The 18081-nt window shown below is 32.9% G+C and carries 14 protein-coding genes and 2 pseudogenes; 5 read left to right on the forward strand and 11 right to left on the reverse strand.

Going from position 1 to position 18081, the window contains the following annotated elements; translation table 11 throughout:
• Nucleotides 1-15 precede the first annotated feature (15 nt).
• Nucleotides 16-3322, reverse strand: a pseudogene (gene mfd, locus ADIWIN_RS04695) (transcription-repair coupling factor).
• A 116-nt stretch (nucleotides 3323-3438) separates the two neighbouring features.
• Between mfd and ADIWIN_RS04700 the strand changes: the two are divergent.
• Complete coding sequence (locus tag ADIWIN_RS04700) at nucleotides 3439-3870, forward strand: tellurite resistance TerB family protein (protein WP_020895639.1); 432 nt, start codon at nucleotides 3439-3441, stop codon at nucleotides 3868-3870.
• A 115-nt stretch (nucleotides 3871-3985) separates the two neighbouring features.
• Here the strand turns inward: ADIWIN_RS04700 and fbp are convergent, their stop codons facing one another.
• On the reverse strand, nucleotides 3986-4996 hold the full coding sequence (gene fbp / locus ADIWIN_RS04705) for a class 1 fructose-bisphosphatase (protein ID WP_020895640.1): 1011 nt from the start codon (nucleotides 4994-4996) through the stop codon (nucleotides 3986-3988).
• Between the two features lie 125 nt (nucleotides 4997-5121).
• Here fbp and ADIWIN_RS04710 point away from each other — a divergent pair, with 125 nt between their 5' ends.
• From ADIWIN_RS04710 to ADIWIN_RS04725, 4 genes and pseudogenes are all read left to right on the forward strand, one after another.
• Nucleotides 5122-5598, forward strand: a complete 477-nt coding sequence (locus tag ADIWIN_RS04710; RefSeq protein WP_040756558.1) for a GNAT family N-acetyltransferase — start codon at nucleotides 5122-5124, stop codon at nucleotides 5596-5598.
• Nucleotides 5598-6848 (forward strand): aspartate kinase, encoded by a 1251-nt coding sequence (locus ADIWIN_RS04715; protein WP_020895642.1) that lies wholly within the window; start codon nucleotides 5598-5600, stop codon nucleotides 6846-6848. The genes ADIWIN_RS04710 and ADIWIN_RS04715 overlap by 1 nt, the downstream gene beginning before the upstream one ends.
• Nucleotides 6849-6867: 19 nt before the next feature.
• Nucleotides 6868-8699 (forward strand): annotated as a pseudogene (locus tag ADIWIN_RS04720) (GNAT family N-acyltransferase).
• On the forward strand, nucleotides 8686-9702 hold the full coding sequence (locus ADIWIN_RS04725; RefSeq protein WP_040756559.1) for a carboxypeptidase-like regulatory domain-containing protein: 1017 nt from the start codon (nucleotides 8686-8688) through the stop codon (nucleotides 9700-9702). The pseudogene ADIWIN_RS04720 and the gene ADIWIN_RS04725 overlap by 14 nt, the downstream one beginning before the upstream one ends.
• A 62-nt stretch (nucleotides 9703-9764) precedes the next feature.
• On the opposite strand, the gene ADIWIN_RS04730 is transcribed toward ADIWIN_RS04725, so the two are convergent.
• From ADIWIN_RS04730 to ADIWIN_RS04770, 9 genes are all read right to left on the reverse strand, one after another.
• The gene (locus ADIWIN_RS04730) at nucleotides 9765-10265 is read right to left on the reverse strand and encodes a TM2 domain-containing protein (protein WP_020895645.1); all 501 of its coding nucleotides are present in this window, start codon (nucleotides 10263-10265) and stop codon (nucleotides 9765-9767) included.
• 91 nt (nucleotides 10266-10356) lie between these two features.
• Entirely contained in the window at nucleotides 10357-11121 is a 765-nt protein-coding gene (locus tag ADIWIN_RS04735; RefSeq protein ID WP_040756561.1) for a sulfite exporter TauE/SafE family protein, read from the reverse strand.
• 24 nt (nucleotides 11122-11145) lie between these two features.
• On the reverse strand, nucleotides 11146-11532 hold the full coding sequence (locus tag ADIWIN_RS04740) for a VOC family protein (protein ID WP_020895647.1): 387 nt from the start codon (nucleotides 11530-11532) through the stop codon (nucleotides 11146-11148).
• A 63-nt stretch (nucleotides 11533-11595) separates the two neighbouring features.
• The gene (locus ADIWIN_RS04745) at nucleotides 11596-12054 is read right to left on the reverse strand and encodes a DUF1801 domain-containing protein (protein ID WP_020895648.1); all 459 of its coding nucleotides are present in this window, start codon (nucleotides 12052-12054) and stop codon (nucleotides 11596-11598) included.
• 28 nt (nucleotides 12055-12082) lie between these two features.
• Entirely contained in the window at nucleotides 12083-13021 is a 939-nt protein-coding gene (locus tag ADIWIN_RS04750; protein WP_020895649.1) for a 2-hydroxyacid dehydrogenase, read from the reverse strand.
• A 48-nt stretch (nucleotides 13022-13069) separates the two neighbouring features.
• On the reverse strand, nucleotides 13070-14443 hold the full coding sequence (gene mgtE, locus ADIWIN_RS04755; protein ID WP_020895650.1) for a magnesium transporter: 1374 nt from the start codon (nucleotides 14441-14443) through the stop codon (nucleotides 13070-13072).
• Between the two features lie 67 nt (nucleotides 14444-14510).
• On the reverse strand, nucleotides 14511-15287 hold the full coding sequence (gene rsmA, locus ADIWIN_RS04760; RefSeq protein ID WP_020895651.1) for a 16S rRNA (adenine(1518)-N(6)/adenine(1519)-N(6))-dimethyltransferase RsmA: 777 nt from the start codon (nucleotides 15285-15287) through the stop codon (nucleotides 14511-14513).
• A 142-nt stretch (nucleotides 15288-15429) separates the two neighbouring features.
• A complete protein-coding gene (locus ADIWIN_RS04765) occupies nucleotides 15430-15750 on the reverse strand; it encodes a DUF4286 family protein (RefSeq protein WP_020895652.1) in 321 nt (106 codons plus the stop codon).
• 216 nt (nucleotides 15751-15966) lie between these two features.
• The gene (locus ADIWIN_RS04770) at nucleotides 15967-17751 is read right to left on the reverse strand and encodes a tetratricopeptide repeat protein (RefSeq protein WP_020895653.1); all 1785 of its coding nucleotides are present in this window, start codon (nucleotides 17749-17751) and stop codon (nucleotides 15967-15969) included.
• Nucleotides 17752-18081 lie beyond the last annotated feature (330 nt).

Genomic DNA, 18081 nt, shown 5'->3' on the forward strand with positions numbered 1-18081 from the left:
TATCCTTTAAGGCCATTAATGCTTGTTTGGTGTTTTTACTTTTTCGAATGTAAGTATTAAGCGTAATCCTTTTCGGGTTTGTTTTTCTTTCATTTTACATTTACCCGCATTCATCTGTACAAATTGTAAAACTTTAGTAAAAGCGTCGCTCTGATAAAAACCACTTTGCTGATCTTGAACAAAATAGCCAATCATTTTACCTTGTTTCATAATCAGTTTTTCAATACCCATTTTTGTAGCGATCCATTTTAAACGAACACTATCTAATAAGTCAGAAACTTGTGTAGGCAATTCTCCAAAACGGTCTATAATTTCAGTTTCAAATTTAGCGAGTTCTTCTTCTGTTTTTATGGCGTTAAGTTTGGTATAAAGATTTAAACGTTCGGTAATGTTGTTGATATAATCGTCTGGAAATAACAATTCGAAATCGGTATCAATGGTAATGTCTTTGACATATTGTTTAGGTTTACCATCGTCTTTATATAAATCTGAAAACTCAGTTTCTTTTAATTCGTCTATGGCTTCGTTTAAGATTTTCTGATAGGTATCAAATCCAATATCATTAATAAATCCACTTTGTTCTCCTCCTAGTAAATCTCCTGCGCCACGAATTTCTAAATCCTTCATGGCAATATTAAATCCGCTACCAAGCTCTGTAAATTGCTCTAAGGCTGAAATACGTTTTCTAGCATCTGCTGTCATTGCAGAATATTCTGGAGTAATAAAATAACAGAATGCTTTTTTATTACTACGACCTACACGACCTCGCATTTGGTGTAAGTCACTCAATCCAAAATTATTCGCATTATTGATGAAAATAGTATTCGCATTTGGCACATCTAAACCACTTTCTACAATAGTGGTGGCTACTAAAACATCAAATTCACCATTCATAAAAGCGAGCATTAGATTTTCTAGTTTTTTACCATCGAGTTGCCCATGTCCAATGCCGATTTTTGCATCAGGCACTAAACGTTGAATCATACCCGCAACCTCCTTAATATTCTCTATTCTATTATGAATAAAATAAATCTGACCTCCACGTTGAATTTCATAACTCACCGCATCTCTAATCGTTTCTTCTCCAAAACGAATCACATGACTCTCTATAGGATATCTATTTGGTGGAGCCGTATTAATGACTGATAAATCTCGAGCAGCCATTAAACTAAATTGAAGTGTTCTTGGAATTGGTGTCGCTGTTAACGTCAGTACATCAACGTTTTCTTTTATGGTCTTTAATTTTTCTTTTACAGCAACACCAAACTTTTGTTCTTCATCAACAATTAGTAAGCCTAAATCTTTAAATTTACGTTTTTGCTCGCCAATTGATGTGTTCCTATAATAATATCAACACTTCCTTTTTCGAGTCCTTCTAAAGTTTCGCGTTTTTCTTTGGCTGTTCTAAAACGATTCACATAATCTACAGTCACCGGAAAATCCTTCAAACGTTCCTTAAATGTTCGTGAGTGTTGATATGCTAAAATGGTTGTTGGTACTAAAACAGCAACTTGTTTGCCGTTATCTACAGCTTTAAAAGCCGCTCTAATCGCTACTTCAGTTTTACCAAATCCAACGTCACCACAAATCAATCGATCCATTGGTCGTTCACTTTCCATATCAGCTTTTATATCTGCTGTAGATGTAATTTGATCTGGAGTATCTTCATAAATAAAAGAAGCTTCCAATTCCAATTGCATATGGCTATCTGGAGCGTACTGAAATCCTTTCTTTAATTTTCGTTTAGCATAAAGCTTTATAAGGTTGAAGGCAATTTCCTTAACCCTTGACTTTGTTTTTGTTTTAAAGTAGCCCAAGCTTTACTTCCTAACTTATAAATTGTTGGAGGCTTGCCATCCTTTCCGTTAAACTTGGTGATTTTATGTAAGGAGTGAATGCTAAGGTATAAAATATCGCGTTCGCCATACACTAACTTTATAGCTTCTTGTTTTTTGCCTTCAACATCTATTTTTTGAAGACCTCCAAACTTACCAATACCATGATCGATATGCGTAACGTAATCTCCAATTTCAAGGTTCGTCAATTCCTTTAAAGTGATGGCTTGTTTTTTAGCGTAACCATTTTTAAGATGGAATTTATGATAACGATCAAAAATCTGATGATCTGTATAAATGGCAAGCTTATGTTCGGTATCTATAAAACCTTGGTAAAGTGAAAGCACCACCGTTTTATAATGAACGGTTTGTTCCGCATCATCAAAAATATCGTGAAAACGTTTGGCTTGTTGTTCGCTTACACAAGCAATATAATTGGTTATGCCGTTAGCGTGATTTTCGTTTAAATTTTCAATTAACAGATTAAACTGTTTGTTGAAAGCTGGTTGTGGCTTGGTGTAAAAGGCTATAAGTTGCTGCGCGAAAAAAGCTTCTGTTCCAAATTCTACTAAAGGGTATTCTAAAAATTGACGTTTTAATAAGTCAGAATTACAGAATAATTCTTCAGGAGAGGCATGTTTTACGTCACTTGATAAATTATTAAAAGCCTCTTCCGCTTTACCATAAAAATCATCAATTCTTGAAAATGTAAGTGATGCATTTTTAGAAAAAATAACGGTTTTATTCGAAATGTACTTCAGAAAACTTTCGCGTTGTTCAGCAATCATTTTATTGGCTACATTCGGAATAATGCTCACTTTCTTAATACGCTCCGTAGAGAGTTGTGTTTCTACATCAAAAGTTCTAATACTATCAACTTCATCTCCAAAAAATTCTATTCGGTAAGGCTCGTCATGCGAAAATGAAAAGACATCTACAATACCCCCTCTTACTGAGAAATCACCAGGTTCTGTGACAAAATCGACACGTTTAAATTTGTATTCGAATAACACTTCGTTAACAAAATCGATGCTTAAGTCATTGCCAACTGAGATTTTTAATGTGTTTTTATCGAGTTCCTTTTTGGTTACTACCTTTTCAAAAAGCGCATCAGGATACGTCACAATAATACTCGGCTTTTTACGCGAATTAATTCGGTTTAAAACTTCGGCACGTAAGAGTACGTTGGCATTATTGGTTCCCTCAATTTGGTAAGGTCTGCGGTAGCTTCCCGGATAAAACAACACGTCTTTATCATTGACGAGTTGTTCCAAATCATTGAGATAAAAAGCAGCCTCTTCTTTATCATCAAAAATCAATAAAAAGGGCTTGTCTGCTGTTTTAAAAGCTTCAGAAACCGTTATTGAAAAAGAAGAACCAACGAGTCCTTTTAGATGTGTCTTGGTTTGGGAAGCGGCAATAGCAGTTTGCAGATTTTGCAGTTGCAAAGTCTGTGCGAATGTTTGGGCAATAGATACTTTACTCAAGTTTCTTTGTTTGATGGTGCAAATATAAAATTTTTGAAGTGTACACTAATGATAATTCTTTGAATAGAATTATATTTGTTCAGAATTAATAATTAGATAATAAATAAAGTATATATATGTCATTTTCAGATTTATTCGATAGCGGATTTAAAAAACGTAATGAAGATCATTTTGCAGCTATAGTTAGAGTTGCTAATAGTGATGGTGTTATTACAGAGAAAGAGAAAGCGTTCTTAGATCGTTTAGCAACGCGATTAGATATTTCAGAGTTAGAGTACAAGCAGATATTAATAGATTATAAAAGCCATCCTATTAATCCTCCAACATCTTATGATATACGTTTAGAGCGTCTTTATGATTTGGCGCGTATGGTATGGGTAGATGATATTGAAGGCCCAAATCAGCATTGGTTATTAGAGAAACTTTGTATTGGTTTAGGATTTAATTCTAACAACGTTAAGTATATCGCTGATAAAGCTTTAGCCTTAGCTTATGATAAAGTGGATCTTGATACGTTTATTGATGGTATTAAGTCCATGAATGAGTAATTGCAGCTAAATAAAAAAAAGCGACTATAATTTAACATCGATACGTTAAAATATAGTCGCTTTTCTATTGGTTTCAAGTAAGATAAAACTTGACTACTTAAGAGGAAAGTGTAATTTATAATTCCTCGTTACGCATAAATTCTTCCGCTTTTTCTACCATATTGACGCTGCCACAAATAAAAGGCACGCGCTCATGTAATTCTGTAGGAACAATATCCATTATTCTTGTAAAGCCATCACTTGCTTTACCATTAGCTTGTTCTGCTATAAAAGCCATTGGATTACACTCATAGAGTAAACGTAGTTTTCCTTTAGGATTTTTAGAGCTTTTTGGGTACATGTAAATTCCTCCTTTAATCATATTTCTGTGAAAATCAGAAACTAAAGACCCAATATATCTACTAGTGTAAGGTCTTTCTCCTTCATCTTCTTGGCAGTATTTTATGTACTTTTTGATGCCTACTGGGAAATCAGCATAATTCCCTTCATTTACCGAATAAATATGTCCATCCTTAGGAAATTCCATATTTGGATGCGATAAATAATAGGATCCAATTGCTGGGTTTAATGTAAAACCGTTAACGCCATCTCCTGTTGTGTACACTAACATCGTAGATGTGCCATATACTACATAACCAGCCGCAACTTGTGCGCTTCCTTTCTGTAAAAAATCTTCTAAAGTTACAGGTGTACCCAATGGAGTAACACGTCTGTAAATTGAGAAAATGGTTCCTACAGACACATTAACATCAATATTTGAAGATCCATCTAAAGGATCAATTAAAACAACGTATTTGTTCTGATTATTTTCATCTTGGCTATTAATAGCTATAAAATCATCTTCCTCTTCACTCGCAATACCACAAACTATATTTCGTTTGGTTAACGTTTGAATAAACTTTTGGTTAGCATATACATCTAACTTTTGCTGATCTTCACCTTGGATATTAGTATCACCAGCATTACCAATGATATCTACTAAACCAGCTTTGTTAACTTCGTGATTAACAACTTTAGCAGCTAAACGAATAGAATTTAATAGACGAGAAAGTTCCCCTGAGGTATATTTAAAAGAGGTTTGATTTTCAATTATGAATTCCCCTAAGGTTTGATTTGGCTTAGACATTAAGTGTAATATTGATTAGTAGCGCACAAATATCGCATTTTTTGGCAAACTATAACGTTTTCGTACTTTAAAAAAATTGTTTTGTAAAGTGAGATTAGATTATCTTTGAATCTTTTATTTGCAATATGAAACAACCTAGATTAGCACTTATCCAAGATATGCCAAGAGTTTTAGAACTTATTGAAGAATTGGCTACGTTTGAAAAAGAGGAAGATGCAGTAGAAATTACAACATCTGATTTAGAAAACGATGGTTTTGGTGCAAATCCAAAATTCACCTGTTTTGTTAGCGAGCTCGATAATAAGATTGAAGGTATTGCCTTAGTATACATGAGGTATTCTACATGGAAAGGCAAAATTTTACATTTAGAAGATCTTATTGTTAGCGAAAAATGTAGAGGAAAAGGAGTCGGCACTCAGCTTTTAGATGCGGTTGTAAAACATGCAAAAGAGCTAGGCGTAAAACGTGTAAGTTGGGAAGTTTTAGATTGGAATGAACCAGCCATAAAGTTCTACGAAAGTAAAGGTGCAGATGTAAAGCGCGATTGGAATGTGGTGCATCTCGATGAACAAGGAATTGAAAATTATTTAAATAAATTATAATGCGCATTTTTAAGTTTGGTGGTGCATCTGTGAAAGATGCAGATGGTGTAAAAAATTTAGCAAAAGTTTTAAAAACCACAGGTTACGATAACACTTTGGTTGTGATTTCAGCAATGGGAAAAACAACCAATCGAATGGAGTTAGTTATCAAGAATTATTTTGAAAACAAAGATCAATTACAAAGTGCAATTCACGACGTTATTAAATGCCACAATGATATTTTAGTCGATTTGTTTGAGAATAATCGTCATCAAGTATTTACGGATGTAAAGGCATTTTTTGATGAATTAAACGCCTTTTTTAAAAGCAATAAATCTCCAGATTATAATTATGTGTATGACCAAGTTATTGGCTATGGTGAATTAATTTCAACCACAATAATTAGTCATTACCTTAATGAAATTGGACTAAAAAATAATTGGGTTGACGTTAGAGAGTTTGTAAAAACAGATAATTATTACAGACGTTCTAATGTGAATTGGGAAAAAACGCAAGAGAATATTTCATCTAATTTAAATACCAATATCTTAAATATTACGCAAGGATTTTTGGGTAGTGATGCTAATAATTTTACCACAACTTTAGGTAGAGAAGGTAGTGATTATACAGCCGCCATATTTGCGTATTGTTTAAATGCTGATAGTGTTACAATTTGGAAAGATGTACCAGGTGTTTTAAATGCAGATCCGAGATATTTTGAAAACGCCCAATTATTACATCAAATTTCATACAGAGAAGCTATTGAATTGGCATTTTATGGAGCATCTGTAATTCACCCAAAAACACTTCAACCATTACAGCAAAAGGAGATTCCGTTGTATGTAAAATCATTTTTAAATCCTGAAGCTGATGGTACTTGTGTAAGTAAAGGAAAAGCTTTAGTGCCAGAGGTTCCTTGTTTTATTGTTAAGAAAAATCAGACCTTAATTTCATTATCGTCGTTAGATTTTTCATATATTATGGAAGAAAATATTAGTGAAATATTTAGTTTGCTGCACTTGTATAAAATGAAGGTTGATGTCATTCAGAATTCTGCAATTAGTTTTTCTGTTTGTATTGATAATTTATTTGATAATTTAGAGAAATTGCTTCAACATTTAAAAGCAAAATTTAAAGTTGTTTGTCATAATAATGTCAGTCTTTATACGATTAGACACTATAATGATATCGCGGTAAAAGAGCTTGAGAAGGATAAGGAGGTGTTGTTAAAGCAGTTAGCTCAAGGCACAGTTCAAATAGTTACTAAATAAATAGTTATACATTTGTTTTATGGGGAAATCGTCCGATAGTGGTTTAGTAACCGCAAAAGAAGTCGCTAAGGCAATACATGCTGATAAGTATGGTTTTTTAGGTACTTTTTTGGTTGGACATTGATGAAAGTCCTTAAAATATCTACAATAAATAAGTTCTATTTGCGCAACAAACACCTTAGTGATGTTGATTTTCTTGATGCTATTTTAGACGAGTTTCAAATTAAGTTTGAGATCCCTGAAGAAGATATGAAACGTCTTCCGAAAGAAGGACCTTATATTACTATTTCTAATCATCCACTTGGTGGTATGGATGGTATTTTACTATTAAAATTAATGGTAGAACAACGTAGTGATTTCAAAATTATCGCTAATTTTTTATTACATCGTATAGAGCCACTTAAGCCATACATAATGCCTGTAAATCCTTTTGAAGGCAGAAAAGATGCAGCGAGTAGTATTGCCGGTTTTAAAAATGCTATTAGACATTTAAGAGATGGACATCCTTTGGGTGTGTTTCCTGCTGGTGAAGTTTCTACCTATCGCGATGGTAAATTAGTCGTTGATAAGGAATGGGAAGTAGCCGCCATGAAATTAATTCAGAAGGCGGGAGTTCCTGTAGTTCCTATTTATTTTCATGCTAAGAATAGTCGGCTGTTTTATAGACTTTCTAAATTAAGTGATACACTAAGAACAGCGAAGTTACCTTCTGAAGTATTAACTCAAAAACGTCGTATAATTAAAGTAAGAGTTGGTAAGGCCATTTCGGTAAAAGATCAAAATGAACACCCAACACTTCCAGAGTTTTCAGAGTTTTTAAGACGAAAAACTTATATGTTGTCTAAAACTTTTGAAGATAAACCTAAGATTTTAGATAATATACAATCACAATTAAAAGTCACAAAAATACCAAAACGTATTGTGACTCCAATTGCTCCAAAAGTGATGATTGCAGAAGTCGATAAGCTTAGGATAAGTGACTCTAGACTTTTAGAAAGCAAAAATTATGAAGTGTTTTTGGCATCTGCAAAAGACATTCCTAATATCTTAAGAGAAATCGGTAGGCTAAGAGAAATTACGTTTAGAGAAGTAGGAGAGGGTACCAATGAAGCTATCGATTTAGATAAATTTGACACGTATTATCATCATATGTTTTTGTGGGATAATGAAAGAAATCTAATAGCAGGAGCCTATAGAATGGGCTTAGGTTCTAAAATTTTTGAACGTTTTGGTATCGATGGTTTTTATCTTCAAGATTTATTTCGTTTTGAGCCAGAATTACACAAGATGATGAGTCAATCCATAGAAATGGGTCGTGCGTTTATCATTAAAGAATACCAACAAAAACCAATGCCTTTATTTTTACTTTGGAAAGGTATTGTACACATAACCTTACGTTTTCCTGAGCACAAATATCTAATTGGTGGAGTAAGTATTAGTAATCAGTTTTCTAATTTTTCAAAAAGTTTGATGATTGAGTTTATGAAATCTCACTATTACGATCCTTATGTAGCGCAATACGTTCATCCTAAAAAAGAGTTTAAGGTAAAATTAAAAGATGCCGATAAGGATTTTGTTTTTGATGCAACCGAAGCTGATTTAAATAAGTTCGATAAAATTATAGATGAAGTAGAACCAGGTGCACTTCGATTGCCTGTTTTGCTTAAAAAATACATCAAACAAAATGCGAGACTTGTTGCATTTAATGTAGATCCTTTATTCAATAATGCCGTGGATGGATTAATGTATATAAAAATTGAAGACTTACCAGAAAGTACTGTAAGACCTGTAATGGAAGAATTTCAGGCGGAATTAGAACGTAAGTTTACAGATACCCATGAGGATAAATAAGACCGTTATCTTAATCTTTTTGTTGCCTTTATTTTGTGTCTCGCAAACGTTTACTGGTAAAGTTATTGATAAAATTACACAACAACCTATTGAAACTGTTGCTGTCTATTTTAATAATACCACGATTGGGACTACAACAAATAGTAATGGCGAATTTTCAATTGACTACACCGACGCAGTACAATCTACCTTAGTTATTTCTTATTTAGGTTTTGAAAAGGTCTTGATTTCGGATTATAGAAGTCAAAATAATATTAGTGTAGAGCTCGTTGAAGCTGATAATGCTTTAGAGGAGGTCCATTTAGAATATGACGATGGTTTAACACGAAGACAGAAACTAAGGTTGTTTCGGAAGGAATTTTTAGGAACGTCTAAGTTTGGCAAGTCATGTAAAATATTAAATGAAGATGATTTAATATTAAAATATGATAAACATAACAAAGCATTATATGCAAGTGCTTCAGTACCAATTAAGATTTTAAACAAAACATTGCAGTATGAAATTGCATATGATTTAATGGATTTTGAAATCATTTTTAGATATGCAGATCTTACAGGTTTAGAGTTTACAATAAACTCTGTAAATTACTTTGGAACCTCATTTTATAGGGATTTAAATACTACTAAAAAGAAAACTTTAAAGCACAGAGATAAAGCCTATAAAGGTTCTGTACAACATTTTATAAGATCACTTTATAATAAGAATTTAAAAGCCGAAGGCTATTGGATTTTTCACGATAAATTTAGAGTAGATGAGTGGTCTTTTTTTACTGTAGAAGCTACAGGAAATAAAGATTTTAAAAAGGTAACTTTGAAAGAAAAAGTCTCTATTCTTTTTGATAAGGAACATCAATCTGCAATTCAAATAGAAATTCCAGAGTTTTATGTAGATTCTTATGGTAATTACACACCTGTTATTGGTGTCTATTTTAGCGGTGCAATGGGTGACCAAAGAATAGGTGACACCTTACCTTTGGATTTTGGATTAGGTGAAAAAGAGTAAATAAAAAACCCAGAAAGTTAATGCTGGGTTTTAATATATCAATGGATATGTAACGAACTATTTTAGAACCAAGGTTTTTTACCAATTTGATAGGTTCTGTAGAATTCTTCATCCGATTTTGTTAGGTATATTATTCCTTCAATTAAACCTACTAAGCCAGTAAGCCAAACAACTATAATTCCAATTCCAACACAAGATAAAATGATACCTACTAGCGTTATCCCTAATAAAATTCCTCCTTCTTTATTGTAGCCTAATATAAATTTATGTACACCTAAGCTTCCTAAAATAATTGCTAATATGCCAGTTAAAACTTTCTTGTTTTCACCAGAAACGTTATTAAAGGTTTCTTTAGCGCTATCAGAGAACTCTTTCGCAGATTCTTTTGCTTCACCAGCAAATTCAGATGCTTTTTCTTGGCTATTACGTCCAAATTCCTTGGCGTCACCTGAAAACTCATTAGCCTTTTGGCTTATTTTGTCTCCGGCTTTGCGAGCATTATCTTTAGCATCATCTAACATATCGTTAAGATCATTGCCTAAATCTTTATTATCATCTGACATTTTTTTTAGTGTTTTGGTTAGACCCTAAAGTTAGTAAAATATCTTTAACCTACTTAAATATTTTAAGAGCATCAATTATGTGATTTTTGCATTATCCAAACAACATTATGACACCTCCAATAGCTGTTGCAATTAAAATAAAGCGTCTGTAATTTACATTCGAAATTAGTTTTACAATGTATGCACCTAATAAAAACCCAATAATAACGGCAGGAATTAAAACTGAATTTAAAACTAATGATTCTATGCTAACAGTTTCCCAAATAAAAATATGAAAAGGAAGTTTTATGATATTAATAATAAAGAATAACCATGCCGCAGTGCCAATAAATTCGTTTTTTTGAAAACGCATGGTTAGAAAATAAATATTAGAAATAGGACCTGCTAAATTGCCAATCATAGTAGCAAACCCAGTTAAAAAACCCATGCCTGTTGAAAACAACTTGTTATTAGGGACGTTGTTAGATTTTCGTTTTTCTAAGTAAAACATTATAATAACCGAAACTAGTATTATAATAGCCATTAGTCTTTTAAAAACGATTTCAGGAATGTCATTGCCAACCCATACTCCAACTAACACTCCAACGATCATCCATGGCATTAGTTTTTTTATTACAACCCAATCGGCATGTCTATTGTAATAAATAACAGCCAAGATATCTGCACAAATTAGCATAGGTAATAAAATACCTGTAGAGGCTTTTTCGCCAAAAACAAAGGCAAGTATAACAACTATTATTATGCTTACTCCTTTTATACCTGATTTGGATATCCCTAATAAAAAAACTGCAAAACCAATGGCTAACCATTGCAATGCAGTTAAATTATACGATTGAAGAATTTCTATATACGACAATAATGAGTTTTTAAAAATTTCAATTTATTGAAAAGCACTGTCTATCGGTTCCCAAAGTTCTATTTTATTGCCATCGTTATCCAATATCCACCCGAATTTACCATAACTGTATTCTTCCATATCGCCTACAATGGTAACTCCTTCGTCTTTTAAAGTTTCTAATAGTTCCTTTAGATTTTCAACTCTGTAGTTAAACATAAAGTCTTTTTTTGAAGGTTCAAAGTGCTTTGAATCTTCTGCAAATGGACTCCATTGTGTAGAGCAATCTTTGCCTTCTTTATCTTTCCACCAAAAGGTAGAACCATAATCATCAGTATCAAAACCGAGATGCTTTTTATACCAATCTTTTGCTGCTTTTGGATCTTTGGTTTTGAAGAATAAACCTCCGATTCCTGTGACACGTTTTTTCATTTTATCCTGAATTTATTTCAAGATCTCATTAATTGAAATCCTAAATATTATACTTGTCTTTTTTTACTTTTTCTTTACGACAGACTCATAAAGGTAGATCCATTCGTTACAACTCATTTTTTGAGTAAGTTCACCAATTAATTTAAAAGGAATCTCATCCATTTTTTTAAATCGAATACAGCTTTTTCCCATATCGAGTTTGCGTTTACAATGCTTTGGATACTCCTTTACAAACCAATCATGTAATTCTGGATTCGCATAAATACCGCTATGATATAGATTGACTGAGTTTTTTTGAGAGGCAAAACTCATAAACGGTAATGGTATTTTTAGATCGCAATGATAACCATCGGGATAGATGGAATGTGGGACATAATAACCAATCATGTTGTATTGTATGCCTTCTTCAAATCCCTTTGGTAAATTATCTTTTATAACTTGTCTTAAGGTTTTTATAGCGCTTTGTCGCTCTTCCGGTACTTGGCTTATGTAATCTTCGGGAGACGTGGCTTTGTATGTCATGTTTAAAAGGAGATTGTAAAGCTCTAAGTTAACAATATTTTGCTTTTATCTTGTCCACGATAGTCTGTGAGAGTTTAATATTGCTTTCAACCGTCCAGCCTGCAACATGTGGAGAGAGTAAAACATTCTCTGACGCTATTAAATATTGAAAAGCTTCTGGCATAGCATTAGAAGAGAATAAATTTTCAAAAGATGATTTTTCATATTCTAAAACATCCAATCCTGCTCCTAGAATTTTACCAGATTTTAAACCTTTCACTAAATCTTCAGTCACCACACTTTTTCCACGAGCTGTATTAATAAGCCAAAACGATTTTTTAAACCCATTTATAAAGTCTGAATTGATCATATTTAAGGTTAAATCTGTTTGAGGTATATGAAGACTTAACACATCAGCTCTAGCTTTTAATTCTTCAAGAATAACTTGTTTGGCGTTGGCGTCTCCGACATCGGTTTTTATATCGTAACATAACACATCAACATCAAATCCTTTTAATTTTTTTGCGAAGGCTTTTCCCATATTACCATAACCTATGAGACCAACGGTTTTGCCGTCTAACTCTAGTCCACGGTTGTCTTCTCGTAACCATTTACCTTGTCTAACTTCTTTGTCTGCTTTATTCAGTTTATTAAAAAGTGATAATAACATCCCTAAAGCGTGTTCTCCTACGGCATTTCTATTACCTTCTGGTGCAGAAATAAGGTGAATGCCTTTTTGTTCGGCATAATAACAATTTATATTTTCTAATCCGGCACCAACACGACCTATGAATTTTAGGTTTTTGGCAGCATCTAAAAATGATTTGTCAATGTTAAACCGACTTCGGATAACCATACCGTCATATTTAGAAATTTTTGCTTCTATTTCAGATTTTGAGGATGTGTAATCTTCGTGATTGGTGAATCCTAATGCGTTGAGTTGATTTAGAAGTAGAGGGTGGTTAGAATCTAGGTGTAGTATTTTCATGGTAATACCAGTTTACGTAGGTTATAATAATTAGATGTTTTTAGGGTACTAAATACCTAAAATCAATTTGGCTATTAAGAAGTAAATCAAAATACCAAAAACGTCATTACTTGTGGTAATAAATGGTCCGGTTGCAACAGCAGGATCAATACCTCTTTTGTCCAAAAAAATTGGAATAAATGTGCCAATAATAGCAGCCATTACAATTACAGCAACTAAAGCAATACTTATGGTTATAGATACAATGTATGGTGTTCCAAATATGAAGTGTGTAATAAGAATGGCAACAAGTGAAATCGCGACACCATTTACCAAACCTAATAGAAATTCTTTAAATAATCGTTTTAGAATTTTGCCATCGATTGTACCGTTGGCAATACCTTGAACAACGATAGCTGAAGATTGTACTCCAACATTTCCGGCTGTAGCCTGAATTAAAGGTACAAAACTAAGCAATACTATAAAATTGCCCATATTATCATTAAACTGCTCTATGATACTAGCAGCACCAAGACCACCAAACATACCAATGAATAACCAAGGTAATCGTGCTTTGGTTAATTTTAGAATGCTATCATCTGCCTCTACATCTTGCGAGATACCAGCTGCTAATTGGTAATCTTTATCAGCTTCTTCTCTTATAACATCTATAATATCATCAATGGTAATTCTACCCACTAAGGTTTGGTTATCATTAACCACAGGAATGGCTTCTAAATCGTATTTCGCCATTATTTTTGCAACATCTTCTACATCATCATCAACATGTACCCAATCCACATTGTCTTTAGCGATATCTGCAATTTTTGTATCGCTTTTAGAAATGATTAAATCTTTTAAAGACAATCTACCAATAAGTTTGTCATTCTTGTCTACAACATAAACGGAATGTACTCTTGTAACATCTTTGGCTTGTCCTCTAATTCTACGTAAACAACCAGCAACAGTCCAAGTTTCATATACCTTAACCAATTCTTTTGCCATAAGTCCACCCGCTGTGTCTTCATCATAGGCTAAAAGTTCTTGAATTTCCTCTCTGTGTTCGTCGTCTTCAATTTGTGAGATTACTTCTGCTTGCCGATCTTCCGGAAGTTCAGAGATCATATCTGCAGCATCATCCGTATCTAGTTCTTCAACCTCTTCGGCAATCTCTTTAGTAGAAAGGTTTCTAAGAATTTTCTCTCTAATATCCTCATCGAGTTCCATGAGGATTTCAGAAGTCGTTTCAGAATCTAGAAGTTTTATGACATAGACAGCATCATCGAGATCTAAGTCGTCAATAATTTCTGCAATATCAGCGTGATGATACTCTTTTAAAAGGATTTCTAGGTCTTTGTCGTTTTGTTCTTCGACAAGGATTTCTACCTTTTCAATAAGTTCATCAGTTAACTGAAATTGTATGTTATCTTGGATGTCTTCCACTTGATTTTTAATACTCTTTTTTCTTTAAAATATACTTCAACTGCGTTCTATATGACAGCAGAAGAAATTAGTTTTCGTCATTTTCTATTAGTGACGTCAGCTCAATAAACTGCGCGACACTTAATTGTTCTGGTCGCTGGCCAAATATAATATTTGCTTTTAAATTATCCGACAGATTGAATGTTTTTAAACTGTTACGCAAGGTTTTTCTTCGCTGTTGAAAACCTGTTTTTACAACTCTAAAAAATAATTTTTCATCACAAGGTAAGTCGTAATTCTCTTTGCGTTTTAGTAAAAGCACACCTGAATCTACCTTTGGAGGTGGGTTAAAAACGGTTGGAGGAACAGTAAATAAATATTCGGCATCGTAAAATGCTTGGGTTAAAACAGATAATATACCATAAACTTTTGAACCTTCTTTAGAGCAGATTCGCATAGCAACTTCCTTCTGAAACATACCAGAAAACTCAGGGATTTGATCTCTCATTTCTAAAGTTTTAAAAAGAATTTGAGACGAAATATTATAGGGGAAATTACCAATAATGGCAAATGGTTTGTCTTCAAATACGAGGTTTAAATCATATTTTAGGAAATCTTTTTCTATGATTCTATCAGCAAGATGGAGATAGTTATTTTTTAAGTAATCTACAGATTCTGTATCGATCTCAATAACATGTGTTGTAGTGTCTTTTTTCAGAAGATACTTGGTTAGCACTCCCATTCCTGGACCAATTTCTAACACATCATTATAACCCTTAAGAGATAAACTATCTGCAATTTGTTGTGCAATAGATTCATCTTCTAAGAAATGTTGGCCTAGGTGTTTTTTTGCTCTTACTGTCATGTATTTATTTTTCTAACAAAGGCGCAAAGGCGCAAAGTGTTATAACACAAAGATACGCTGAGATGCACCGAGATTGGCAGAGTTGTTAAAATATTCTCTATTTATCTTTATATTTAAGATGGTAACAAATAGTTCCGCAGCTTTATTCTAATTCTACAGAATACTCATCTACAACTTCTAACTCGGTTCTAAACGCTAATACTTTATCTCCAAAACGTTGCAATCCATCTTGTTTTAAGCGTTCAGCATGTTCTGCATAGTAGGAGTTTAAAGTGTCTCTAGAATGTGCTCTATATTGCACAGAATAGGTGTCTGACTGATCATCATCTACTAAAACTTTAGTCAGTTTGGCTTCTTTAAATTTACCTGTTGCTAGTACTTGTGGGATATGTTCTTTTATCCACTCTAACCATTCTTTAGAAATGCTTTTATCTATGTTTAGAGTAACGTTGTATATTATCATTTTTGGGTGAAATTAAGTTGATGCAAAAATATGAATTTTGAAGTAAATAGTTTTAAGGTCTTATTATGTTGAAAAGGGCAATGTTTAGAATGTCTCTAATCTAGCCGTTTTAATTACACCGAGTTTCACAGAGAAGACGCAAAGGGTCACAAGAAATTTTTTGTACAAGAAGTATTGAACACGAAACGATGTGACTGCGAACTGCAGACTGAAACACTAATTAATACTATCTCCTCGCAACATCCTAAACTTCTTACGAGCTTCAATAAAATAAATACTGTCTTGGTGCTCAAAGATTATTTTTTCGTAGAGTAGTTTAGCTTCTTCAGGTTTTGCTAGATGCATATTATAAAGTTCCGCTAAATAATATAGCGTATCATCCACTAAAATATCTTCGCCGTAATCTTTAATGATTTCTTGGTAATTAGCTTCGGCTTTAGTGTATTGTTTCTTCTTTTCGTAGAGTTTAGCTTGTTGATATAAGGCTTGGTCTGTAATACTTTCTCCTTTGTGTTCTTCTAAAATTTTGTCTAAAAGCGAAATGGCTTCGTCCGTTTTGTTCTGAAAAGCAAATAAATCGGCCTTCGCATAATATTTTAATGCGGTTTGCGTGCTGTCTTCGTATTTATTGTCTGAAATTAATAATTTTAAATCTAACGCGTCATTAGCAATCAATTGCGAAGTTGAAGATTTTAAAATTTTTAGTTGTGATTCGGCCCAATCAAAATCACCTTTGTAATAACTGGTTTTAGCAACCTTAAACCTCGCTTCTTGTGCAATTGGACTATTTTTTAAGTTGACTTGTATTTGAGAATAATAAATTAACGCTTCATTAAATTTTTCCTGAAGCACCAAAATATCAGCCAATAGTAATTTTACCTTGGCTTCTTGAAATGTAGAAATATTAAGCTTTAAAGTGTTCTTTAGAAAACTTGTTGCTGTTTCTGTGTCTCTTTGGTTAAAAGCTAAGAATTTGCCATAAGCTAATTGTAATGGCAAGGTTAATTCAGATTTTCCAAATTCAGTAAGTAAGTCGTTATAGGTTTCGTTAATCTGTTTTAATGTTTTATCATCAGCATTTTTTGTGTCTATTTCTAAAATGTACTGATGCGCAGTTAAAGCAGTACTTGGATGTTGCGTAATTTCTAGTATAAAATTAAAAATAGATTTTGCGGTATCATCATCGTTATCTTTTTGAGCTGTAACGGCCAATTCTATTAAGCGATCTATACTTTCAGGATGACGTTTGTAAAGTGCTTTTTCTTGAATAAAGGATTTGTTATATGCTTTTTCTTGAACATACAACCAACTCAACATTTCATACCAATACGTTTCAGGACTTTGCTGTATCTTTTTTAAAAGTAGGCGTCTTAAATAGCTATTGTTTACACTTTCTTTATTTTCTGAAATAAAATCACTGATAGAACGCTTAACATTGTTGAGGTAATTAGGCTTGTAGTGAATATAATCGATATAGTTCTCAAGCATTTGCTCAACATTACCTTGATCTCCGTAAATGCGTGCTAGTTGAATGCTGTAGTTTTTATCTGGAGTTAAAACTTTACCTTTTTCGTATAATTGAATGGCTTGATCTAAAAGAGAATAGTCTTCAAATTTTCTGGCAATTGTGTAAATGAAGAATGGTTTTGCGTCAACAAAAGCTATGGCTTCATCATAAAGTGTATTGGCAGTAGTTATACTATCTTTAAGCTGAAAATTATAACCTAAAGCAACAATCAATTCTGGATTTCTACTTATAGATAGCCGTTGTGTAAGAATGGTTTCAGCTTCATCATACTGTTCTAACTGTTGATGAATATCTACTAATTTATCAATGTAGTTGTAACTAAGAGGTTTTTCTTTTAGTAGGTTTTCGTATATAATAAGTGCTTTTTTAAATTCGGCTTTTTTATAATAGCTCTCTGCTAATGCTTCGCTGTTTTGCGAGAAACCAGAATACCATCCGAGTAATAAAAGTAAAACGAAAAAGCGCTGTTGCATGTTTGGGTTTTAGTATATAAAAGTGATGTTATGTTCAAATATAACAAATGCTACAAGTAGATGTTGTGAATAAAAGTATAAAAAAAATGCCTAAACTTGAGTTTAGGCATTTTACCAGCAAAATAAATGTGCTATTAACCACTATCTTATAAAATATGATTCAATTATCCTGTCTTGGTTTTGTTTATATTATTAAAACAAAACTTTGCTTACTATTACAATTAATGAAACGAGTAATACAATGCGTTTTAGATTTTTCATGCTAGGGGTATTCTTCTTGTGTCACCTAAAATCAGAATAAATTTTAACATAAACGAAGAAATACCAATA

Source organism: Winogradskyella psychrotolerans RS-3 (assembly GCF_000427335.1).
GTDB classification, from domain to species: Bacteria; Bacteroidota; Bacteroidia; order Flavobacteriales; family Flavobacteriaceae; genus Winogradskyella; species Winogradskyella psychrotolerans.